The 24,149-nt window shown below is 68.5% G+C and carries 18 protein-coding genes; 16 read left to right on the plus strand and 2 right to left on the minus strand.

Features of this window, described 5'->3' with window-relative positions:
• Window positions 1–64: 64 nt before the first annotated feature.
• The 10 genes from LA521A_RS15610 to LA521A_RS15655 all read left to right on the plus strand — a co-directional run bounded on the left by LA521A_RS15610 (window position 65) and on the right by LA521A_RS15655 (window position 13,765).
• Entirely contained in the window at window positions 65–349 is a 285-nt protein-coding gene (locus LA521A_RS15610) for an STAS domain-containing protein (RefSeq protein ID WP_281779771.1), read from the plus strand.
• Between the two features lie 45 nt (window positions 350–394).
• On the plus strand, window positions 395–760 hold the full coding sequence (locus LA521A_RS15615) for a response regulator (protein WP_115844924.1): 366 nt from the start codon (window positions 395–397) through the stop codon (window positions 758–760).
• Between the two features lie 53 nt (window positions 761–813).
• Window positions 814–2,817, plus strand: a complete 2,004-nt coding sequence (locus LA521A_RS15620; protein WP_281779772.1) for a chemotaxis protein CheA — start codon at window positions 814–816, stop codon at window positions 2,815–2,817.
• A gap of 149 nt (window positions 2,818–2,966) precedes the next feature.
• Complete coding sequence (locus LA521A_RS15625; RefSeq protein ID WP_281779773.1) at window positions 2,967–3,449, plus strand: chemotaxis protein CheW; 483 nt, start codon at window positions 2,967–2,969, stop codon at window positions 3,447–3,449.
• A gap of 246 nt (window positions 3,450–3,695) precedes the next feature.
• Window positions 3,696–5,519, plus strand: a complete 1,824-nt coding sequence (locus LA521A_RS15630) for a methyl-accepting chemotaxis protein (RefSeq protein ID WP_281779774.1) — start codon at window positions 3,696–3,698, stop codon at window positions 5,517–5,519.
• A gap of 848 nt (window positions 5,520–6,367) precedes the next feature.
• Window positions 6,368–7,504: a putative porin gene (locus LA521A_RS15635; protein ID WP_281779775.1), complete on the plus strand. Its 1,137-nt coding sequence runs from the start codon at window positions 6,368–6,370 to the stop codon at window positions 7,502–7,504.
• A gap of 13 nt (window positions 7,505–7,517) precedes the next feature.
• Entirely contained in the window at window positions 7,518–7,943 is a 426-nt protein-coding gene (locus LA521A_RS15640; protein ID WP_281779776.1) for a type 2 periplasmic-binding domain-containing protein, read from the plus strand.
• Between the two features lie 87 nt (window positions 7,944–8,030).
• Window positions 8,031–10,130 (plus strand): methyl-accepting chemotaxis protein, encoded by a 2,100-nt coding sequence (locus tag LA521A_RS15645; RefSeq protein WP_281779777.1) that lies wholly within the window; start codon window positions 8,031–8,033, stop codon window positions 10,128–10,130.
• A gap of 642 nt (window positions 10,131–10,772) precedes the next feature.
• On the plus strand, window positions 10,773–12,932 hold the full coding sequence (locus LA521A_RS15650) for a methyl-accepting chemotaxis protein (RefSeq protein WP_281779778.1): 2,160 nt from the start codon (window positions 10,773–10,775) through the stop codon (window positions 12,930–12,932).
• 380 nt (window positions 12,933–13,312) lie between these two features.
• Complete coding sequence (locus tag LA521A_RS15655; RefSeq protein WP_281779779.1) at window positions 13,313–13,765, plus strand: hypothetical protein; 453 nt, start codon at window positions 13,313–13,315, stop codon at window positions 13,763–13,765.
• Window positions 13,766–13,872: 107 nt separating this feature from the next.
• Here LA521A_RS15655 and LA521A_RS15660 read toward each other — a convergent pair whose 3' ends face one another.
• Window positions 13,873–14,184, minus strand: coding sequence for an energy transducer TonB (locus LA521A_RS15660; protein WP_281779780.1), 312 nt, complete (start codon window positions 14,182–14,184; stop codon window positions 13,873–13,875).
• A gap of 342 nt (window positions 14,185–14,526) precedes the next feature.
• On the opposite strand from LA521A_RS15660, the gene LA521A_RS15665 reads away from it, so the two are divergent.
• From LA521A_RS15665 to LA521A_RS15690, 6 genes are all read left to right on the plus strand, one after another.
• Window positions 14,527–17,211, plus strand: coding sequence for a methyl-accepting chemotaxis protein (locus LA521A_RS15665; RefSeq protein ID WP_281779781.1), 2,685 nt, complete (start codon window positions 14,527–14,529; stop codon window positions 17,209–17,211).
• A gap of 195 nt (window positions 17,212–17,406) precedes the next feature.
• Complete coding sequence (locus LA521A_RS15670) at window positions 17,407–18,249, plus strand: CheR family methyltransferase (protein ID WP_281779782.1); 843 nt, start codon at window positions 17,407–17,409, stop codon at window positions 18,247–18,249.
• Window positions 18,250–18,265: 16 nt separating this feature from the next.
• Window positions 18,266–18,859, plus strand: coding sequence for a chemoreceptor glutamine deamidase CheD (gene cheD, locus LA521A_RS15675; RefSeq protein WP_425494608.1), 594 nt, complete (start codon window positions 18,266–18,268; stop codon window positions 18,857–18,859).
• Complete coding sequence (locus LA521A_RS15680) at window positions 18,859–19,926, plus strand: protein-glutamate methylesterase/protein-glutamine glutaminase (RefSeq protein ID WP_281779784.1); 1,068 nt, start codon at window positions 18,859–18,861, stop codon at window positions 19,924–19,926. The genes cheD and LA521A_RS15680 overlap by 1 nt, the downstream gene beginning before the upstream one ends.
• 248 nt (window positions 19,927–20,174) lie before the next feature.
• Window positions 20,175–21,347, plus strand: a complete 1,173-nt coding sequence (locus LA521A_RS15685; RefSeq protein ID WP_281779785.1) for a methyl-accepting chemotaxis protein — start codon at window positions 20,175–20,177, stop codon at window positions 21,345–21,347.
• Window positions 21,348–21,435: 88 nt separating this feature from the next.
• A complete protein-coding gene (locus LA521A_RS15690) occupies window positions 21,436–22,329 on the plus strand; it encodes a sensor histidine kinase (RefSeq protein ID WP_281779786.1) in 894 nt (297 codons plus the stop codon).
• Between the two features lie 911 nt (window positions 22,330–23,240).
• Here LA521A_RS15690 and LA521A_RS15695 read toward each other — a convergent pair.
• Entirely contained in the window at window positions 23,241–24,143 is a 903-nt protein-coding gene (locus LA521A_RS15695; RefSeq protein WP_343226697.1) for a TrmH family RNA methyltransferase, read from the minus strand.
• Window positions 24,144–24,149: the final 6 nt, after the last annotated feature.

The raw sequence follows: 24,149 nt of genomic DNA on the forward strand, positions 1-24,149 counted from the left end.
ACTCAAGTCCCCGCCGCCCCCGCCGTTATCCCATTCGAATGACCACGGCGAACCACACACAGCCATGAACGCACTGCCTCTTCCCTCCGACCTCGGCATCGAACACGTCGCCGACCTGCAGGCCACGCTGCGCCCGCACCTGGAGGACGCCGAACCGCTGTCGCTCACCGGCGATGCCGTCGAGCGCGTGCACACGGCCGGGCTGCAGATGCTGCATGCCTTCGTGCGCGAACGCGCCGCGCTGGGACTGGCGACCGTCGTGACGGGCGCCTCGCCCGTGCTCGCCGACGCCGCGCGCCAGCTCGCGCTCGCCAAGAGCCTCGGCGTCGATGCGCCGACCGCCGCCTGACCGAACCCCACCTTTCCTTTCCACTTCAAACAGAAGCCGGCCACGATGTCCAAGAACCTGCTGATCGTCGACGACTCCACCTCCATGCGGCAGATGGTCGCCTTCGCCCTGACCGGCGGCGGCTTCAACGTGCGCGAAGCCGAGGACGGCCAGGCCGCGCTCGACGTCGCCAAGACCCAGCGTTTCGACGCGGTGGTGACCGACGTGAACATGCCGCGCATGGACGGCATCGAACTGATCCGCCAGCTGCGCCAGCTGCCGGATTACCGCTTCACCCCGCTGCTGATGCTCACCACCGAATCCGGTGGCGACAAGAAGGCCGAAGGCAAGGCCGCCGGCGCGACCGGCTGGCTGGTCAAGCCGTTCGATCCGGAACAGCTGCTCGCGACCGTCCGCAAGGTCCTGGGCTGATCCGTTCCGCCTGACCCTTCGCACTTCCGCCCGATACGAACCGAGCCGTCACGATGGACATCACCCGCTTCCACGCCGCCTTCTTCGAGGAAAGCCGCGAAAACCTCGATGCCATGGAGGCGGGCCTGCTCGCGATGGAGTCCGGTTCGGCCGACGGCGAAACCATCAACGTCGTCTTCCGCGCCGCGCATTCGATCAAGGGCGGCGCGGCGACGTTCGGCTTCACCGCCATCAGCGAGCTGACCCACCAGCTGGAAACGCTGCTGGACGAAGCGCGCAGCGGACGCCGCCAGCTCGACGCCGACGCGATCGGCGCGCTGCTGGTCGCCGGCGATGCGCTGCGCGGCCTGCTCGCCGCCGCCGAACACGGCGATCCGATCGATGCCGTCGCCCTCAAGCGCGCGCACGACGGCCTGGCGAAGATGATGGGGCGCGACGTCGCGACCGCCGCGAAGACCGAAGCGAAGGCGCCGGAAATCGCCGAATGGCGCATCGGCTTCAAGCCCGCGCCGTCGCTGTTCCTGTCGGGCAACGACCCGCTGCGCATCCTGCGCGAGCTGGCCGGCCACGGCGAACTGGGCGTCACCGCGCTCGACAACGCGCTGCCGAAGTTTTCCGAACTCGATCCGTACGAGGCGTACCTCGCGTGGGACCTCATGCTGCCCGGCAGCGTGCCGCGCAGCGCGATCGACGACGCGTTCGCGTGGGTCGAGGACCAGTGCGAGCTGGCGATCGAAGGCATTCCGGCGACCTCCGCCGTCGCGCCGCCGCCCTCGCCGCTGCCGGAAGCGGGCGACAACGTCGTCGCGCTCGATACGCGCGGCAACGCCGACGCGCGCAAGTCCAACGCAGCCGACGCCGGCGACACCTCGATCCGCGTCGCCGTCAACAAGGTCGACGCGCTGATCAACCTGGTGGGCGAACTGGTCATCACCCAGGCGATGCTGCGCCAGCGTTCCACGCAGCTGGACCCGGTCGCCAACGAACTGCTGCTGTCGGGGCTGGAACAGCTCGACCGCAACACCCGCGACCTGCAGGAAGCGGTGATGGGCGTGCGCATGCTGCCGGTGGAATTCGCCTTCAGCCGCTTCCCGCGCATGGTGCGCGACCTCGCCGCGCGCCTGGACAAGAAGGTGCGCCTGCGCACCAGCGGTGAAGCGACCGAACTGGACAAGGGCGTGATCGAGAAAATCGTCGATCCGCTCGTGCACCTGGTGCGCAACTCGATCGACCACGGTTTGGAATCGCCGGCCGACCGCCGCGCCGCGGGCAAGGACGAGACGGGCACGATCAGCCTCAACGCGCAGCACCAGGGCGGCCACATCGTCATCGAGATCACCGACGACGGCCGCGGCCTAGATCGCGACCGCATCCTGCGCAAGGCCGCCGAACGCGGCCTGCCGATCGGCGAGAACCCGACCGACGCGCAGGTGTGGGACCTGGTGTTCCACCCCGGTTTCTCCACCGCCGAACAGCTCACCGACCTGTCCGGTCGCGGCGTCGGCATGGACGTGGTGAAGAAGAACATCGCCGCGCTCGGCGGCCAGGTCGAGATCCGTTCGAAGAAGGGCACCGGCACCACCGTGTCGATCCGCCTGCCGCTGACGCTGGCGATCCTGGACGGCATGACCGTCGCGGTCGGCGGCGAGGTCTTCATCCTCCCGCTGAACTCGGTGATCGAATCGCTGCAGCCGGCGGCCGGGGACGTGCGCACCATCGCCGGCGAGGCGCGCGTGCTGCGCGTTCGCGAGGACTACCTGCCGCTGATCGACCTCGCCGCGCAGTACGGCCTCAACGCGGGTGCCAGCGCCAACGCGCATTCCGGCGCCAATCCTGGCAACGGAATTGCAGTGGTGGTCGAAGCCGACGGCCAGCGCCTGTCGCTGGAAGTGGACGAACTGCTCGGCCAGCAGCAGGTGGTGGTGAAGAACCTGGAAGCCAATTACCGCCGCGTGCAGGGCATTTCCGGCGCCACGATCCTGGGCGACGGCCGCGTCGCGCTGATCGTCGACGTCGGCGGCCTGGTGCAGGCGCAGCGGATGCCGCAGGCGGCCTGACAGATACAGCCCCTCCCCCTGCTTGCAGGGGAGGTTGGGAGGGGGTGCGAGGCGCCGAGTGTGATCGCAACGGACCTCACCCCTCCCCAACCCTCCCCTGCCTTCGCAGGGGAGGGAGCAGAAACCGAACATCGACCGAGACACCCGACATGAACGACATCACCGCCACCATCGAATCGGCCGACGAGTACCTCACCTTCGCCCTGGGCGAGGAGGAGTACGGCGTCGAGATCCTGAAAGTCCAGGAAATCCGCGGCTACGACACCGTCACCCGCCTGCCCGACGCGCCCGACTACATCAAGGGCGTGATCAACCTGCGCGGCACCATCGTGCCGGTCATCGACATGCGCCTGAAGTTCCGCCTGGCCAAGGCCGAATACAACGCGCTGACGGTGATGATCGTGCTCAACGTCGCCGACCGCGTCGTGGGCATGGTGGTGGACAGCGTGTCCGACGTGGTGCGCCTGGAATCCGAGCAGATCCGCCCGGTGCCGGAAATCGGCGCGACGATCGACCGCCAGTTCATCACCGGCATCGGCACGCACGGCGAACGCATGCTGATCCTGCTGGAAATCGAAAAGCTGATGACAAGCGCCGAGATGGGCCTGGTCTCGCACGCGAACGCCGCCTGATCGGGCGACCACTCTCCCGCTTGCGGGAGAGTGGCCAGCCACCGCTCCACGCTCCACGTACAACAAAAACAACGCCAGACAGCACGCCAGGCGGAGCGCATCCGCCAAGCCAGCCGCGTTGTAGTCGCACCCAAGGTCCGCCGTCCCCCACGGGCGATCTTCCGTGAGTCCACAAATCAGCGCAGTAAGGGACGCCGTGCACGAGGTGCGGCGTCTTCGATTTGACGACACCCGAGGACCACATCGATGAATTCTGTAAGGACGCAGACGCGCGCAAACGGACGTGATCGTGCGCAGCGCCCCGCACCTGCCGCGCCGTTCTGGCGCCGCCTGACCGCCCTGTTCGCACACGCTCCCGCCGCCGATGCGGCCGCACAGTCGCGCATCGCCGACATGGTCGGCCGCATCGACGCCATCGACCGCGTGCAGGCGGTGATCGAATTCGACCTCGACGGCACGATCCTCCACGCGAACGAGAACTTCCTGCGCACGCTGGGATACCGCCTGGACGAGGTCCAGGGCCGCCACCATTCGATGTTCGTCGAACCCGCGCAGGCGCGCAGCGACGAGTACCGTGCGTTCTGGGCGAAGCTCGCGCGCGGCGAATTCGACGCCGGGCAATACCGGCGCCTGGGCAAGGACGGCCGCGAAGTCTGGATCCAGGCCTCGTACAACCCCGTCTTCGACAGCGCCGGCCGTGCGCGCAAGGTGGTGAAGTTCGCCACCGACATCACCGCGCAGAAAATGCAGGCGGCCGACTTCGCCGGGCAGATGGCGGCCATCAGCAAGTCGCAGGCGGTGATCGAGTTCGACCTCGCCGGGCGCGTGCTGTCGGCCAACGAGAACTTCTTCGCGACTACCGGCTACGCGCGCGAGGAAGTCATCGGCCGGCACCATTCGATGTTCACCGGCGAGGCGTACCGCAACAGCCCGCAGTACCGCGAATTCTGGGCGAAGCTGTCGCGCGGCGAGTACGACGCCGGCGTGTACCACCGCTTCGGCAAGGGCGGGCGCGAGATCTGGATCCAGGCCTCGTACAACCCGATCTTCGACATGAACGGCACGTTGTTCAAGGTCGTCAAGTACGCCACCGACATCACCGCGCAGGTGCGCGACACGCAAGCGCTGCAGCGCGCCGTCGAGCAGACGCAGGCCGTGGTGACCGCCGCGCAGGACGGGGACCTCACCGGCCGAATCGAGACCGGCGACAAGAGCGGTTCGGTCGCGCAACTGTGCGAGGGCATCAACGCGCTGGTCGATGCGATGGCCGGCATCATCGGGCAGATCAAGGTCGCCGCCGACACCATCGGCCTGGGCGCGCGCGAGATCGCCGCGGGCAACACCGACCTGTCGGAGCGCACCGAATCGCAGGCGGCGTCGCTTGAAGAAACCGCCTCGTCGATGGACGAGATCACCAGCACCGTGCGCCACACCGCCGACAACGCGCGCCAGGCGAACCAGCTGGCGATCGAGGCCACCGCCATCGCCTCGCGCGGCGGCGACGCGGTGCACGGCGTCGTCGATACGATGTCGCAGATCAGCCAGTCGTCGAAGAAGATCGCCGACATCATCGGCGTGATCGACGGCATCGCGTTCCAGACCAACATCCTCGCGCTGAACGCCGCGGTCGAAGCGGCGCGCGCCGGCGAACAGGGCCGTGGGTTCGCGGTGGTCGCTTCCGAAGTCCGCTCGCTCGCGCAGCGTTCGGCGAACGCGGCGAAGGAGATCAAGGTGCTGATCGGCGATTCGGTCGAACGCGTCGGCACCGGCACGCGTCTGGTCGAAAGCGCGGGCCGTACGATGGATGAGATCGTCGCCAGCGTGAAGCGCGTGGCGGACCTGATCGGCGACATCAGCGCCGCGACGCTGCAGCAGAGCGCGGGCATCGAGCAGATCAACCAGGCCATCGCGCAGATGGACGAGAGCACGCAGCAGAACGCCGCGCTGGTCGAGGAAGCCTCGGCCGCGGCGCGCAGCATGGAAGAGCAGGCCGGAGAATTGATGCAGACCGTGGCGGCGTTCCGCCTCAGCGCGGGCGCGCCGCCGTATCTTCGGGCGGCGAACGATTGAGGGTGCCCATGCGCTGCGGGCCTGGGTCCCGGCTTTCGCCGGGATGACGGAACCTTTTGTCGCGTCACTGCGGCGAGGCGTCGGCCGTTCTTTGTCGTCATTCCCGCGAAGGCGGGAACCCATGCGTGCATGCGTCACCGCCTCCGAAGAACGTGACACGCCGGCGCTTGAGCCCCTCTCCCCGCGGGAGAGGGGTTGGGGTGAGGGGTAACGAAGCGGCTGCGGTGAACCATTGCGACCGTGCAACGCTACGCCGCTGCATCGCCACGCGACATGCAGAAGCAGAATGGGTTCCAGCTTTCGCTGGAATGACGTGGGTGTAGTTCGTCGCAGATGGAGTGCCCACGCGCCGCGAGCCTGGGTCCCGGCTTTCGCCGGGATGACGGTTCCCCTGGTTGCATCACTCCGGTGAGGCGGCGGCCGTTCTTTGTCGTCATTCCCGCGCAGACGGGAATCCATGCGTGCATGCGTCAGCGCCTCCGAAGAACGTGACACGCCGGCCGATGGATCCCGCCTTCGCCGGGATGACGGTGAACGTGATCGCGGCGAGCAAGGCTCTTGTAGCCCGGGTAAGCGCAGCGCACCCGGGACTTGGTCGCGCCCCGGGTGCGCTTCGCTTACCCGGGCTACAAACGCGCGCGCCTGCACCACGCCTTTCCCCAAGTCATCTTGATGAACAGGGAAAACGTGAAGTTTTCGTTTCAGACACATGACACGCGGCCGTTATCCCGGTCGCTCCACCGAACATGCATCGCGCGGTCGGGGTTCAGTCCGCGCCTGCGATGGCGCGCCCTTGCACCATCTCAGGAATGATCATGCGTTTCCGTCCCAGCGCTCTGGCACTCGCCATGGCTTCGCTCCTTCCCATTTCCGCCTTCGCGCAGGACGCGCAATCCGATGAGGGCATGTTCTCCTTCAGCGGCTACGGCACCCTCGGCGTCGTGCACAACAGCGAAGACCGTGCCGACTTCGTCCCGACGCAAGGCCCGGCCGGTGCCGGTTACACGCACGCATGGTCGACCACGCCCGACACGCGCCTGGCCGCGCAGGTCGATGCACACTTCACCGACAAGTTCTCCGCCGTCGTGCAGGTGATCAGCGAGTACGACCATGAGGGCTCCTACCAGCCGCAGGTCGAGCTGGCGCACGTCAAGTACGCATTCACCCCGGCGCTGCAGGTTCGCGCGGGCCGCTTCACCGCGCCGATCTTCATGCTGTCCGAATACCGCAAGGTCGGCTACGCCATGCCGTGGGTCCGCCCGCCGGTGGAGGTGTACGACCTCGCGGTGAGTCTGGACGGCGCCGATGCGACGTACAAGTTCAACGTCGGCGACGTGGCGATGTCGGTGCAGTTGGCCGCCGGCGACGCCGACGAAGGCACCTTCGAAGTGAAGGACGCCCGCACGCTCGCGCTGCGCGCCGAGTTCGGCAGCTCCACGCTCTTCGGCAGCTACAGCCAGACCAAGATCGACGCGCCGACCACGCCGCTGCTGGCGCTGTACCAGGGCCCGCTGGCGCCGCTGGGCGCGCAGTACGCCATCGACGGCGACGACCTGGAGTTCGCCTCGTTCGGCTACGCGTTCGATCCGGGTTCGTGGTTCGTGCGCGGTGAAGTCACCCGCACCACCGGCGAGGACAACCTGTTGGCGAAGAACACCAACATGTACCTCAGCGGCGGCGTCCGCACCGGCGCGTTCACGCCGTACATGACGCTCGGCCGCGTCAAGCTGGACAGCGACACGACCATCGGCGCGCGCGATCCGATCGGCGTGATCAATGCCGGCCTGTCGACCACCAACGCGAACCAGAAGAGCATCACCGTCGGCACGCGCTGGGACTTCCACGAGAACCTCGCGCTGAAGGCCGAGTACGCGCACGTCGACGTGCCGACCGGTTCGACCGGCGGCCTGGTGAATCGCCAGCCGGGTTTCGTCACCGGCCGGGATTACGACCTGCTGTCGATCTCGCTCGATTTCGTGTTCTGACGGAGGCATGACGATGACCATCCGCAATCTCGTTATCGCCGTCGCCGGCCTGGTGCTCGCAGGCGCCGCCACCCTCGCCCAGGCGGGCGTCGTGGTGGTGGTGTCCGCGAAGAGCGAAGTGAAGTCGCTCACGCAGGCGCAGGTCTCGCAGCTGTTCCTCAACAAGGCCGTCGCGTTCCCGGGCGGCGGTGCCGCCACGCCGGTGGACCTGCCCGAAGGCCCGGCGCGCGCCGAGTTCTACACGAAGGTGACCGGCAAGGACGCCGCGCAGCTGAAGGCCTACTGGGCGCAGCTCACCTTCACCGGCAAGGCGCAGCGTCCCAAGCAGCTGGGCAGCGGCGCGGACGTGCGCAAGTTCGTCGCCGGCTCGCCGTCGGCCATCGGCTACCTGGATGCGGCCGACGTCGACGACAGCGTCCGCGTCGTGCTCAAGCCGTAAGGCACAACGCAACGCGAACCCTCGATCCATGCCACCCGCAACGCCCGGCGCCACGTGCGCCGGGCGTTGCCCCATGAAGGCTCCGCCATGCAATTCCTGTCGCGCGTTCCCCTTTTCTGGAAAGTCCTGGCGCCGGCGATCCTGTCGCTGCTTTGCCTGCTGGCCTACCTGCTCATGTCTTCCATCGTGACCCAGCGCAACAACGCCGAGGTCGCCAGCATCCGCGACGAGCAGTTCCCGCGCCTGGAGGCGATGACCGAAAACGTCGCCGCGCTCGACAAGCTCATCAGCACGCTCAACACCGCCGCCGCGTCCGCCGACGCCGACACGCTCGCCGGCGCGGGCGAAGTCGCGCAGCAGATCCGCGCGCGCTACCAGAAGCTGTCGAAGATCACCCCGGGCGATGCCGCGCTCAAGCGCCTGTCCGCCGACTTCGAGACGTACTACCAATCCGCCCACGGCGTCGCGAAGGTCTTCGTCGACGGCGGCGAAGTGAACCCCGACGACGTGCAGGCGATGTCCACCGCGCTGGCCACCTACCGCGACCGCCTCAACGCCGAGCGCGACGCCGCCAACAAGCGCTTCACCGCGACCGTCGGCGATTCGGTCGCCGCGTCGAACCGTGCGCTGGTGTTCGGCCTGGTCGTCGGCGTGTTCGCGCTGCTGGCCGCGCTGGGCGTCGGCATCGTGCTGGCGCGTGCGATTTCCGCCGCGCTGGGCCGTGCGATGAGCGTGGCCAACCACGTCGCCGCGGGCCGCCTGGACGACACGATCGTCGTGGAAGGCGTCGATGAGAACGCGCGCCTGATGAAGGCGATGAAGCACATGCAGTCCGAGCTGCGCGCCTTCGTCGAGGCGCAGCAGGAAATGGCCACCCGACACCGCGAAGGCCAGATCGACCACCGCATGCCGGCCGATCGTTTCGCCGGCATTTACGGCAACATGGCCAACGCGATCAACGCGCTGGTCGCCACGCACATCGACGTGAACCTGCGCGTGGTCGAAGTCGTCGGCACCTATGCGCGCGGCGACCTGTCGGTCGACATCGAGCGCCTGCCGGGCCAGGGCGCGCGCATCACGCAGGCCGTGGATTCGGTCAAGCACGGCATGGAATCGATCAACGCGCAGATCAGGCAGCTGGTCGATGCCGCGGTCGCGGGCGATTTCAGCCGTCGCGGCGATGCCTCGCGCTTCGAGTTCGCCTATCGCGACACGGTCGACTCGCTCAACCGCCTGATGGCGACGTCCGAGCAGGGCCTGAACGAAGTCGGCTCGCTCCTCGCCGCCGTCGCCGACGGCGACCTGGGTCGCCGCGTGGACGTGGCGCTGCCGGGCCAGTTCGGCCGCCTCGCCGCCGATGCGAACCACACCGTCGGCCAGCTCGCGCAGGTCGTCGGCCGCATCCGCGAAGGCGCCGACACCATCAACAGCGCCGCATCGGAAATCGCCGCCGGCAACAGCGACCTGTCCAACCGCACCGAATCGCAGGCGGCGTCGCTGGAGGAAACCGCCTCGTCGATCGAGGAACTCACCAGCACGGTCCGCCAGAACGCCGACAATGCCCGTCAGGCGAACGCGCTGGCGATCACGGCATCGGAAGTCGCCACGCGCGGCGGCGACGTCGTGCACGAGGTGGTCGCCACGATGTCGCAGATCAGCGCGTCCTCGTCGAAGATCGCCGACATCATCGGCGTGATCGACGGCATCGCGTTCCAGACCAACATCCTGGCGCTGAACGCCGCGGTGGAAGCGGCGCGCGCCGGCGAACAGGGCCGCGGCTTCGCGGTCGTCGCTTCCGAAGTGCGCTCGCTCGCGCAGCGTTCGGCGAACGCGGCGAAGGAAATCAAGGTGCTGATCGGCGATTCGGTCGAACGCGTCGGCACCGGCACGCGCCTGGTCGAAAGCGCGGGCCGCACGATGGACGAGATCGTCGGCAGCGTGAAGCGCGTGGGCGACATCATCGCGGAAATCTCGGCGGCCTCGCAGGAGCAGTCGGCGGGCATCGAGCAGGTGAACCAGGCCATCGCGCAGATGGACGAGAGCACGCAGCAGAACGCCGCGCTGGTCGAGCAGGCCTCGGCCGCCGCGCGCAGCATGGAAGAGCAGGCTGGCGAACTGATGCAGACCGTGGCGGCGTTCCGCCTCAGCGCGAGCGCGCCGCCGTATCTGCGGGCGGCGAACGATTGACGGTGCCCACGCGCTGCGAGCCTGGGTCCCGGCTTTCGCCGGGATGACGGTGAAAAGCGATTGCGGCGAGCAAGCTCTTGTAGCCCGGGTAAGCGCAGCGCACCCGGGACTTGGTCGCGCCCCGGGTGCGCTTTCGCTTACCCGGGCTACAAACGCTCGTCATTCCAGCGAAGGCGGGAATCCATGCGTGCATGCGTCACCGCTTCCTAAGAATATGACACGCCGGCGCTTGAGCCCCTCTCCCCGCGGGAGAGGGGTTGGGGTGAGGGGTAACGAAGCGGCTGCGGTGAACCGTCGCGGAATCACAACGCTGCGCGGTTGCATCGCGTGCGCAATGCGGACGCGCAGTGCGTCACCGCCTCCGAAGAACGTGACACGTCGGAGAGATGGATCCCCGCCTTCGCGGGGATGACGGTGAAAAGCGATCGCGGCGAGCAAGCTCTTGTAGCCCGGGTAAGCGCAGGGCACCCGGGCTACAAAAGCGCCACGCGCACGAAGCCGCACCTAAACCCACGTCCCACTTTCCGCATTCAGCCAAATAACTCACCGCATTCGAGCGATTTGCGCTGAATCAAACGCCGCCGCCGCCGATAACTCGAGCAAGACGCGATCCCGCGTCGAGTACCCAACGCGGTGTCGTGCATGTCGAACCTGTTCCGCTTCTCTTCCCTTTCCCTGCGCGCGAAGTTCGCGTGGATGATCGCCACCCTCGCGCTCGGCCTGGTCGTGTTGACAGGCATCGCGGTGGAACGCAACTACTCCGGCCAGATCGCCGACGAACGCGCCCGGTTGCACACGCGGGTCGGCGCCGCGCTCGTGGTGGTGCAGCGCTACGCCGAGCTGGCGCAGGCCGGCAAGCTGCCCGAGGACGTCGCCCGGCGCGAGGCGCTGCAGGTGATCTCGACGCTGCGCAGCCGCGACGGCACCGATTACCTGTGGGTCAACGACGAGCATCCGCGCATGCTCATGCACCCGCACCAGAAGCAGCTCAACGGAAAGGACCTCACCGACTACGTGAGCCCCGACGGCAAGCGCATCTTCGTGGAGATGGTGAAGGTCGCGCGCGATGGCGGCGGTTTCGTCGACTACCAGTGGGCGAAGCCAGGCGTCGAAGGGCCCGTGGAGAAGATCTCCTACGTCGAGCACCTGCCGCGCTGGGGCTGGGTGATCGGCAGCGGCGAATACACCGACGACATCGCCGCGCGCGCATGGCGTTTCGGTGGCACGCTGCTGATCGCCGCGCTCATCGCGCTGGCCGCGGTGATCGCGCTGTCGCTGCTGATCGCGCGCAACATCGCCGCCTCGGTGCGCGCCGCCACGCAGGCCGCGCAGGCGATGGCCGACGGCCGCTTCGACCTGGTGATCCATACCGAACAGCGCGACGAGATCGGCCAGCTGCAGCAGGCGCTGGAGCGCATGTGCCGGCGACTGGAAGACTATTCGCAGGCGCAGGGCGAGATGGCGCGTCGCCACGACGAAGGCCAGATCAGCTTCCGCATCGACGAATCCGCCTTCCCCGGCGCGTACGGCACGATGGTGCGCGAGACCAACGCGCTGGTCGCCTCGCACATCGATTCGATCCAGCGCGCGTTGCAGATCATGGAGCGCTACGCGGTCGGCGACCTGTCGCAGGACATGGACCGCCTGCCCGGCGAGAAGGCCGTGCTGACGCGGACGATGGATTCGGTGAAGGCGAACCTGCGCGCGATCAACGGCGAGATCCAGCGCCTTTCGGCCGCGGCGGCCGACGGCGATTTCAGCGCGCGCGGCGATGCGATGCGCTTCGACCACGATTTCCGCACCATGGTCGACACGCTCAACCGCCTGATGGCGACCGCCGACGAGAACCTCTCGGCGTTGTCGTCGCTGCTGCGCGGGCTCGCTCGCGGCGACCTGGAAACGCGCATGCGCGGCGACTTCCACGGCGTGTTCGCGCGCATGAGCCATGACGCGAACGAGACCGTCGAGCGCCTCGCGCAGATCGTCGGCGGCATCCGCGAAAGTTCCGACGCGATCGGCAGCGCCGCGGCGGAAATCGCCGCCGGCAACGACGACCTGTCGCGCCGCACCGAATCGCAGGCCGCGTCGCTGGAAGAAACCGCCTCGTCGATGGAGGAGCTGACCAGCACCGTGCGCCAGAACGCAGACAGCGCGCGCCAGGCCAACGAGCTGGCGCGCGAAGCGGCCGACGTCGCCTCCGAAGGCGGCGCGGTGGTGGCGCGCGTGGTGCGCACGATGAGCGCGATCAGCGATTCGTCCAGCCGCATCGGCGACATCATCGGCGTGATCGACGGCATCGCGTTCCAGACCAACATCCTGGCGCTGAACGCCGCGGTGGAAGCCGCGCGCGCCGGCGAGCAGGGCCGCGGATTCGCGGTGGTCGCCGGTGAAGTGCGCTCGCTCGCGCAGCGCTCGGCGAACGCGGCCAAGGAGATCAAGCAGCTCATCACCGATTCGGTGGTGGAAGTGCAGCAGGGCACGCAGCTGGTCGACCAGGCCGGTCGCACGATGCAGGGCATCGTCGCCAGCGTGCGGAAGGTGAGCGACATCATCGCCGACATCTCCGCCGCCTCGCAGGAACAGACCGCCGGCATCGAGCAGGTCAACGGCGCGATCACGCAGATGGACGAAGGCACGCAGCAGAACGCCGCGCTGGTCGAACAGTCCGCCGCCGCTGCGCGCAGCCTGGAACAGCAGGCCTCGCAGCTGGTGGAGACCGTGGCGGTGTTCCGCGTCGGTGGTTCGCAGGCCGGCGCGGCCGTGGTGGGCGCGGAGCTGGCGCGGATCGCGCTGCGGCGGTGAGGGGCGGGCGAGCGATGCGACGATGCAGTTGCGCTCTTGTAGCCCGGGTAAGCGCAGCGCACCCGGGGGCTGAGGTGCTCCACTTCACCCCTCCCCAACCCTCCCCTGCATTCGCAGGGGAGGGAGTTTTTGAGCCCCTCTCCCTCCGGGAGAGGGGTTGGGGTGAGGGTCGGCGCGAGCGGTACTGCCGGCACTCGCTGTGCCCGTCTCACGAAGACGACGATCACGATGGATTCCGGCTATCGCCGGAGTGAGGTTCACCACGCCGGGAGTTCCCGGCGCTACGGGCCTGGATCCCGGCCTTCGCCGGGATGACGTTCCCTTTTAGTCCCCGCCACGCAGAACGATTAAGCTGCGCGCACACCGATCGGGGGATGGGGATGATCAACGCACTCAAGGCGCACGGCGCGCCGGTGGCTTCGCTCGCATTGTCGCTCGCGCTGGCATGCGCTTTAACGACGACGGCGCGCGCCCAGGCGACGGACGCAGGCGATGTGAAGTCCCTTCCGCTGGAAACGCAGAAAGCGGTGAACGAGATCGCGCAGTCGCTGATGCAGGTGAACGACACCGACACCGCGCTGTCCTGCGACAAGGCCGTTGAGAACGCCCGCTACGGGCTGGAGACGATGCTGGAAGTCGGCCAGAAGAACGCCGACGGCGGCTACATCGACCGCGCCGGGTTCGAGGCCCAGGCGGTCAAGCTGCGCGCCGCACTGGCCGAAGTGACGCCGCAGGATTGCGCCGCCGCCACCGGCGAGAAGCAGGCGTTCTATCGCTGCATGTCCAGCGACTACAACCACGTCACGGCCTGCGCCTCCGCGCATCGCTTCTGAGCGACCGCGCCGTCGCGATCGCTTCGCGCGGCCAAAAGAAAAGGCGCGCCGTCGCCGGCGCGCCTTTGCTCGACCGGCCGTGGCCGGAGGTGGTGCGGCTTACTCGCTTACAGCGAGAAGTCCAGGCGCACCTTGCCCTTGCCACCGCCCGGAGCGAACTCCCACTGCTTCACGGCGCGCACGGCCGACTGCTCGAACACGCGGGCCGGCTTGGCATTGACGACCGAGACGCTGGCGACCTTGCCGCCCTCGTCCACGGTGAATTCGACTTCGACGAAGCCCTGGGTGCCGGCACGGGCGGCTTCGGCCGGGTACTGCGGCTCGACGCGCTTGGTGGGCTTGAGGTCGGCCGAAGCCGGGGCGGCGAAGGACAGGGCCAGCACGGCGAGGCCGGTGGCGGTCAGAAGGGAACGGCGCATGGGATGACTCCTTGGGGATGTGTCGGGCGACATCGGGGTCATCGGCCGGGTTTGCGGAATCTTTAGGGCGCCTCGTGCCTTGCGTGGGAAGCCCTTCTCCCGCGGGCGGGAGAAGGTGCCGGCAGCGTTTGTAGCCCGGGTAAGGCCGAAGGCCGCACCCGGGGACGCAGCGGCGCCTGCTCCCCGGGTGCGCTTCGCTTACCCGGGCTACAACAGCTCTTGCCCTCACCCCCACCCCTCTCCCGCAGGCGGGAGAGGGGCTTCACCCAACTAAAGTTTCCCCGCCGCGCGCCGATGCAACGGGTGTCTACCCGAAAGGGTCTGTTCCGCACGAGAGGATCCATGTCCACCCTTGCCCACTCCCGGCCGTCCGCCACGATGATGGACCGCTTCCTGGCCCCGGCCACCCGCCTGATGTCGCAGTTGCGCTTCAACCAGAAGGCGATGGTCATCGGTGCCGCCTTCATGCTGACCTGCGGCGTCCTGGCCGGCATCCTGGTGGTGCGTTCCAACGCCGAGGTCAACGCCGCCTCGCAGCAGCGCGACGCCGTCGCCGGGCTGGCCCACCTGCACCGCGCGATGATGGGCATCCAGCAGCACGAGCTGCAGGTCGTGCGCAAGTTCGCCAAGGACGAAGTCACCGACCAGACGCTGCAGGAATCGGCTTCGCTGGTGAACCGCGAGCTCGACGCGCTGACCGCGTGGCAGGCACGCAGCCTGACGGGTTCCGCGCTGCCCAACGCACTGAAGGAAGCGCGCGCCGCGTGGGACAAGGCCAACGCCGAACATAGCGATTCGGCCGCCGCCGCGACCGACCACGGCGCCGCGGTGCGCAAGCTCGGTGAAGTGCACGGCCTGATCGCCGACGAAACCGGCCTGGCGCAGGCGCAGAACGCCGCCGTGCTGTACATGGGCCGTGCCGCCACGGTGTGGGTGCCCACGCTCGCCGAATACACCCAGCAGCAGAGCGCCACCGCGCTGCGCGTGCTGGGCGACGGCGCGATCTGGGTCGACGACCGCACCGGCCTGGCCGTCTCGCGCAACATGCAGGATTACGTGCGCACGCGTTCGGAAATCGAGATCAAGGACGCCGAGGAAGAAATGACGGAGCTGGGCGCCAGCATGGGCGTGCCGTTCCGCAAGGCGCTGGACGCGGTCGCCAAGCAGAACGCCGACATCCAGAAGCACATCCTCGACGCCGAAACGCCGGTGCTGCCGGTGAAGATCATGGCCGCGCGCACCGAGGCCACGCGCCTGGCGCTCGGCGCCGCGCTGTCGGCCGCGAGCACCTCGCTCGACCACGCCGCCACGGTCGAAATCGCCCGCCTGCAGCAGCGCACCGCGCTGACGCTGGGCATCTGCGTGCTGATCCTGGCCATCGCCACGTACCTGTTCCTGGGCTTCATCCGCAGCACGCGCGCCGCGCTGAAGGAAGTGCAGGACGCGTCCGACCTCGTCGCGCGCGGCGAATTCCCGGACGCGGTGCGCGTGGACAGCCAGGACGAAGTGCGCGACATCGCGCGCGGCCTGGAACGCGCCATCAACACGCTGCGCAACTTCGCCGGCGCGCAGCGCGACCTGTTCGACGCGCACCAGGCGGGCGAGATCGACCGTCGCCTGCGCAGCGAGGATTTCCCCGGCGCGTACGGCCAGATGGCCGGTGAAGTGAACACGCTGGTGGATTCGCACATCCAGACCAACACCCGCGCGATCGAGATCGTGGCCGCGTACGCGCGCGGCGACCTGTCGCGCGACATGGACCGCCTGCCGGGCCAGAAGGCGCGCATCACCGACGCCGTGGATTCGGTCAAGAACGGCATGAACGCGATCAACGCCGAGATCAAGACGCTGGTCGATGCGGCCGTCGCCGGCGATTTCAGCCGTCGCGGCGATGCCTCGCGCTTCGAGTTCGTCTACCACGACGTGGTGCAGTCGCTGAACCAGCTGATGGCCACCGCCGAGGAAGGCCTGCACGAAGTCGGCACGCTGCTGTCCGCCGTGGCCGATGGCGACCTCAACCGTCGCGTCGAAGTGGAGCTGCCGGGCCAGTTCGGCCGCCTCGCCAACGACGCCAACCGCACCGTCGACCAGCTCGCGCAGATCGTCGGCCAGATCCGCCAAGGTTCCGACGCCATCAGCTCGGCCGCCGCGGAAATCGCCGCCGGCAACAACGACCTGTCGCAGCGCACCGAGCAGCAGGCCGCGTCGCTGGAAGAAACCGCCTCGTCGATGGAAGAGCTCACCAGCACGGTGCGCCAGAACGCCGACAACGCGCGCCAGGCGAACCAGCTGGCGCAGAGCGCGGCGGAAGTCGCCGGCCAGGGCGGCGTGGTGGTGGGCGAAGTCGTCCACACGATGAACGCCATCAACCAGTCGTCCAAGAAGATCGCCGACATCATCGGCGTGATCGACGGCATCGCGTTCCAGACCAACATCCTCGCGCTGAACGCCGCGGTGGAAGCCGCGCGCGCCGGCGAACAGGGCCGCGGCTTCGCGGTCGTCGCTTCCGAAGTGCGCTCGCTCGCCCAGCGTTCGGCGAACGCGGCCAAGGAGATCAAGCAGCTGATCGGCGACTCGGTCGGCAAGGTCGAGGAAGGCAGCCAGCTGGTCGACCAGGCCGGCCGCACGATGCACGAGATCGTGACCAGCGTGAAGAAGGTCACCGACATCATCGCCGACATCTCGGCGGCGTCGCAGGAACAGAGCTCGGGCATTGAGCAGGTCAACAACGCGATCACGCAGATGGACGAAGGCACGCAGCAGAACGCGGCGCTGGTCGAACAGGCGTCGGCCGCCGCGCGCAGCCTGGAGCAGCAGTCCGAGCAGCTGGTGCAGACGGTGGCGGTGTTCCGCCTGGCGCATTCGGCGCAGGCGCAGGCCGCACGTGCGCAGGCGACGGTGGTCGAGATGCCGGCAGCCAAGCCCTCGCGCGCCAAGCCCGCCGCACCGGCCGCGAAGCCCGCCGCGCGCAAGGTCCGCGCCACCGCCGCCGCGAACAGCGCGGATGGGGATTGGCAGGAGTTCTGATCGTCACGTAGTCGATTCAAAGCCCCTCTCCCGACGGGAGAGGGGTGGGGGTGAGGGGTAACGAAGCCTGATCGGTGAACCGCCATGCAGTGATGCACCGCGTATTTGCGCCGCATCCCCTCCGTTGCCCCTCATCCGCCCTCCGGGCACCTTCTCCCGACGGGAGAAGGGACGAAACCCCTGAACGAGCCCCACATGCGTCCCTCCCCGCGCACCTCCGAAGACCGCGAATTCACCTTCGACGACCGCGATTTCCGCCGCGTCTGCAAGATGATCCGCGAGTACGCCGGCATCCACCTGCACCCGCACAAGCGCGACATGGTCTACAGCCGCCTGGCGCGGCGCGTGCGTGCGCTGGACATGGAGCGCTTCGGCGACTACCTCGATTACGTCGAGGCCGATCCCGACGCGGAGCTGCAGGGGTTCATCAACGCGCTCACCACCAACCTCACCTCGTTCTTCCGCGAGGCGCACCACTTCGACATGCTCGTCGAGCACCTGCGCGCGCATTGCCGCGACGGCGCGTCGATCTGGTGCAACGCCGCCTCCACCGGCGAGGAGCCGTACACGCTGGCGATCACGGCCTGCGAGGCGTACGGCACGATGACGCCGCCGGTGCGCATCCTCGCCACCGACATCGACACCAACGTGCTGCAGACCGCCGCACGCGGCGTGTATCCGGTGGAACGCATCAACAGCCTGTCGCTGCAGCGGCGCCGGCAGTTCTTCCAGCGCGGCAGCGGCGACAACGCCGGCCTGTGCCGGGTGAAACCGGAACTGCAGGCGCTGATCGAGTTCCGCCCGCTCAACCTGCTCGACGATGACTACGGCCTGCGCGGCGGCTTCGACGCCGTGTTCTGCCGCAACGTCATGATCTATTTCGACAAGGCCACGCAGTACCAGGTGCTCACGCGCATCGCGCCGCTCATCGCGTCCGACGGCCTGCTCTTCGCCGGCCATTCGGAAAGCTTCGGCCATGCGCACGACCTGATCACGGCGTGCGGTCGCACGACGTACCGCCCCGCTGCCCGCAAATAACGCCATGAACGCCGCCATCAGCCCCGCCCGTCCCGCCGTCGAGCCGGGCAGCTACTTCGATCCCGTCCTCCAGACCGAGGCGATCAAGCTGCTGCCGGCCGACTACCGCGTCACCGACCGCCCGATCGCGCTGGTCACGCTGCTGGGATCGTGCGTGGCCGCGTGCCTGTACGACCCGCTGGTGCAGGTCGGCGGCATGAACCACTTCATGCTGCCGGGCGGTGAAGCCGGCTCGGTGTCCTCGCGCTACGGCGCGCACGCGATGGAACTGCTGATCAACGACCTGCTCAAGCGCGGCGCGCGACGCTCGCGCCTGCTGGCGAAGGTGTTCGGCGGCGGCAACGTGCTGTCGGGCTTCTACAGCGATCCGATCGGCACGCGCAACGCGGCGTTCGTGCTCGAGTACCTCACCGCCGAACAGATCCCGGTGACCGCGCAGGACCTGGGCGACATCCACCCGCGCAAGGTCTGCTTCTTCGCGCAGACCGGGCGCACGCTGGTCAAGCGCCTGCCGTCGGCGCGCAACGACGTGATCGTCGACGCCGAACGCGCCTACTACGGTCGCCTCGCCCGCGAGCCGGTCGCCAGCGGCAGCGTGGAGTTGTTCTGATGAATGCAGTGCGCAGTCCCGCACGCGGCCCGGTGCGCGTGCTCGTGGTCGACGACTCGGCGCTGGTGCGCCAGTTGATGACGCAGTTGCTGGAGGCCGATCCGGGCATCCAGGTCGTCGGCAGCGCGGCCGACCCGTACATCGCGCGCGACAAGATCAAGCAGCTCGATCCGGACGTGCTCACGCTCGACGTCGAAATGCCGCGCATGGATGGCCTGACCTTCCTGCGCAACCTCATGCGCCTGCGCCCGATGCCGGTGGTGATGGTGTCCACGCTGACCGAGCGCGGCGCGCAGGTCACGCTCGACGCGCTCGCGCTGGGCGCGGTGGATTTCATCGCCAAGCCCAAGCTCGACGTGGCGCGCGGCCTGACCGAATACGCCGGCCTGCTGATCGAGAAGATCAAGCAGGCCTCGAAGGCGCGCGTGGTCGCACCGGCGCCGGTACGCTCGGGCGGCGAACCCATCGCGACCCCGCCGGTGGCGTATCGCACCACGCATCGGCTGATCGCGATCGGCGCCTCCACCGGCGGCACGGAAGCGATCCGCGAAGTGCTCTCGCAGATGCCGGCCGACGCGCCGGCGACGGTGATCGCGCAGCACATCCCGGGCGCGTTCAGCGCGCCGTTCGCCGATCGCCTGGATCGCCACAGCCGCATGACGGTGATCCACGTCGAGCGCGACCAGGAACTGCTGCCCGGCCATGCGTACGTCGCACCGGGCGGCCGCCACCTGCGCGTCTACCGCAGCGGTGCGCGCTGGCATTGCCGCCTCGGCGACGACGAGCCGGTGCGCCGGCATCGTCCCAGCGTGGACGCGTTGTTCGACTCGGTCGCCGAACACGTCGGCGCGAACGCCAGCGCCGCCCTGCTGACCGGCATGGGCGACGACGGCGCGCGCGGCCTGCTCGCGCTGCGCAAGGCCGGCGCGGCGACCATCGCGCAGGACGAGGCCAGCAGCGTCGTCTGGGGCATGCCCGGCGCCGCGGTGGCGCTCGGCGCCGCGCAGGAAACCGTGCCGCTGTCGCTGGTCGCGCAGAAGTTGCTGTCGGGCACGGCGCACGAGTAACGCGCCGCCCGCTTTTGTAGCCCGGGTAAGGCCGCAGGCCGCACCCGGGGAAAGTTCGCCGCGACGTTCGACCCCGGGTGCGCTTCGCTTACCCGGGCTACAGGAGCGCGCAGACCCGCGATGTCAGCAAAACGTCAAAACGCGCAGCACGTCACAGCCGCGACATGCCGCGCAAATCAAGCGCTTTTCACCTAAAGCACCCGCTACACCCGCCGTTATCTAAGTTGCCCCATTCGGTGAGATCGAAGATGGATTCCCGCGTACTGATTCGCCTTGCAGCACCGCTGGTGCTGACGACCCTGCTCATCGCCGCCGAAGCGATGGACTGGCCCTCCGCCGTGCAATGGGGCGCGCTCGTCGCCATGACGCTGGCGTGGCTGGGCTTCGCCTGGACGATGCAGCGTCCCAGCCACAACGATTCGGCGATGCTTCGCGAACAGACGCGCCTGCTCGACGACCTGCGCAACTTCGTCAATTCCGAAGTGCAGGGTTCGCGCGGCGAGATCGACCGCACCCGCACGCTGATCCGCGAGTCGGTCGCCAAGCTCGGCACCAGCTTCGAGGCGGTGAACCGCAAGTCGCGCGAGCAGAGCGAAGTGGTCTCGCGCATCATCGACCGCACCGACGGCGAACACGGCGGCGTGGACGTCTCGCGCTTCGCCCTGCAGGCCAGCCAGCAGATGGAGCAGCTCGTCGAAGCGCTGGAAGCCGTCAGCGGCCAGAGCACCACCACGGTCACGCACATCGATGCGATGGCCGAGCACCTGGACGGCATCTTCGCCCTGCTGGAAGACGTGAAGTCGATCGCCGACCAGACCAACCTGCTGGCGCTCAACGCGGCGATCGAAGCGGCGCGTGCCGGCGAGGCGGGCCGCGGCTTCGCGGTCGTCGCCGACGAGGTGCGCAACCTCTCCGAGCGCTCCACCGCGTTCAACGAACAGATCCGCAAGCTGGCGCACAGCTCGAAGGACGCCATCGCCCGCGTCCGCGACACCGTCACCACGATGGCCTCGCGCGACATGGACCGCTCCCGCGGTGCCCGCGCCGAAGCCGCCGCGATGCTGGAACGCGTGGACGGCATCAACCGCGGCCTGGGCAACGGCATGCGCGAGATCGCCGACTGCGGCCGCGCCATCGACGGCTCCGTCGCCGAGGCCGTGCGTTCGCTGCAGTTCGAGGACATCGCCACCCAGGCCCTGGGCGCGGCCACCACGCACCTGGACCGCCTGAGCGCGATCAACCGCGAAGCCACCGCCCTGCACCAGCTGCTGCACAACGCCGACCGCGCCGATGCCGAAGTGCGTCAGGCCCTGCAGCAACTCGGCCAGCGCATCGCGCAGATGAAGGCCGAGTGGGAGCGTCCGCCTCACAAGGCCGTGATGCAGCAGTCGATGGATGCTGGTAGCGTCGAACTCTTCTGACCGAACCTTCGATGGGATGAACCAGATCCCCTCATCGCCGACGGGACCCACCGGGTCCCCGGGGCACCCCCCGGACGGGCGCGCAGGTTTGCGCGCCCGTTTGCGTGGGCGCAACGGGTTCCTGCTGTCGCTGGCGATGGCCGCTCTGGCGATCGTCTGGATGGCGCTCATCGCGCCCGCGCTCGCGCTGGAACTGCGCCGTTTCTTCGGCGACGCCGCGCACTGGATCGCCAACGCGCTGTCGCTTCCGCTGGTCGCCGCGCTGTTGTTCGCGATGCTGCGCCGCACGTGTTCGGACACACGCGAGGTCGAACTCGCCGCGCACCTGCAACGCCAGCAGGAAGAGCTGCACGCGCTCAACGCGCGCCTGATCGACGTACAGGAAAGCGAACGCCGCACGCTCTCGCGCGAGCTGCACGACGACGTCGGCCAGGCGATCTCGGCGATGAAGATGGCGGCGACGTCGATCCCGGGCGAGGACGAGGAAGGACGGCGCGAAATCGTCGACGAGATCGTCGCCATCGCCGATTCGACCATCGGCAAGCTGCGCGATCTGTCGATCCTGCTGCGTCCGCCGCAACTGGATGCGCTCGGCCTGGTCGCGGCGCTTCGCTGGCAGTGCGAGCGCCTGTTCCGCCGCGGCGGCACGCCCGCGCTGGAACTGGACCTCGCACCATTGCTGGATCGCCCCGATCCCACGGTCGAGCTGGCGTGTTTCCGCATCGCACAGGAAGCGCTGACCAACGTGCTGCGGCATTCCGGCGCGGCGCAGGTGACCGTGCTGCTCGCGCCGCGCGGCGACCAGATCCTGTTGACGATCATCGACGACGGCCGCGGCTTCGACCCCGACCACGTGCACGGCCTGGGCCTGATCGCCATGCGCGAACGCGCCACGCACCTGGGCGGCACCTTCGACATCGAAACCGTGCCCGGCGCGGGCACGTGCATCCGCGCGTGCCTGCCGGTGAGTGTGCGGGGGTAATCGGGCGGCCAGCCCCGGGTGCGCTTCGCTTACCCGGGCTACAAGAGCGAGCACTGCGCGTGCGGGCGAGATCGCATGTCCCGACCCTCACCCCAACCCCTCTCCCGGTGGGAGAGGGGCTGAAACCGTCATCCCGGCGAAGGCCGGGACCCAGGCCGGTTACGGATGGGCACCACGACAAGGGCCAACCACCCTCACCGTCATTCCAGCGAAAGCTGGAACCCATTTTGATTTTCGGCTGTTGTCGTATTTGTGGACTGCGCATCGGAAACGTAGCGAGCCCCCGGGTGCGCTTCGCTTACCCGGGCTACAAAAGCGAGCACTGCGCGTGCGAGCGCGATCGCGTGTCCCGACCCTCACCCCAACCCCTCTCCCAGTGGGAGAGGGGCTAAAACCGTCATCCCGGCGAAGGCCGGGACCCAGGCCGGTTACGGATGGGCACTACGACAACAGCCAACCACCCCCACCGTCATTCCAGCGAAAGCTGGAACCCATTTTGATTTTCGGCTGTTGTCGTATTTGTGGACTGCGCATCCGAAACGTGGCGAACCCCCGGGTGCGCTTCGCTTACCCGGGCTACAAGAGCGAGCACTGCGCGTGCGAGCGCGATCGCACGTCCCGCCCCTCACCCCAACCCCTCTCCCGGTGGGAGAGGGGCTAAACCCGTCATCCCGGCGAAGGCCGGGACCCAGGCCGGGCATACGGAACCAGGTATGTTGCGCGTGGGCACTCCGACAACGGCGAACCACCTCACCGTCATCCCGGCGAAGGCCGGGGCCCAGGCCGGTTACCGATGGACACTCCGATTACGGCCAACCATCCCACCGTCATTCCAGCGAAAGCTGGAACCCATTTTGCTCTTGATCTGCCGCGCTCGACGCAAGTCCGCAGCTGCCGCGACGCGGCACCGATCAGCCCCGCTTCGCCTTCCACGCCGCCAGCAGCACCGCGGCGGCGGATGCGACATTCAGGCTTTCGACCAGTCCCGTGCCCGGGATCGACAAGCGCAGGTCGCAAGCGGCGGCGAGATCGCGGTCCATGCCCTCGCCTTCCGCGCCGAGCACGTAGATCGTGCGCTCGGGCAACGGCGCGGCGAACACGTCGGTGCCGCCGTTCACCACCGTGGCGGCGAGGGTGAAGCCCGCGCCGCGCAGCTGCGCGATGGCGTTGTCCTCGCGGCCAAGGCGCACGAGCGGCACGGCTTCGGCGCCGCCTTCGGCCACGCGCGCGGCGGCGCCGGACAACGACAGGTTCGAGTGCTTCGGCAGCAGTATCGCCGCCACGCCGAAGTGCGCCGCCGAGCGCAGGATCGCGCCGAAGTTGTGCGGATTGCCGACGCCGTCCAGCCAGATCGCGCATTGCGGGCCGGACGGCAGATCGCGCAGCCACGTCGACAGCGGCAGCGGTTCCTCGCGCAGGACGTCCGCGACGACGCCTTCGTGGTGGCTGCTCGCCGCGAGCTTGTGCAGGTCGAGTTCGTCGACGACGCGATAGCCCACGCGATTGGCGACGCACCACTTCAGCAGCGGCTGCAACGCGGGGATGCGTGCTTCGGCGAGGTAGAGCTTGCGGATCGCCTGCGGGCGGCGCGAGAACACCGCCTGGATCGCGTTGAGGCCGTACAGGCGCAGCTCGGCGCTGCGTCGCTCGCGTGCGGGATGCGCCGCGTGCTCGGCGTCGTGCGCGAACGCGTCCGGCTCGCCCTCGTGCGCGTGCTCCACGCGCGGACGCGCGGCGCGCTGCGCGTCGTGTTCGGCGCGATCGCGACGGAAACGCGTGGTGTTGTCTTCGAAGCGCTCCTTGCGGCTGCGCACATGCGT

This window comes from Lysobacter auxotrophicus (assembly GCF_027924565.1).
GTDB lineage: Bacteria > Pseudomonadota > Gammaproteobacteria > Xanthomonadales > Xanthomonadaceae > Lysobacter_J > Lysobacter_J auxotrophicus.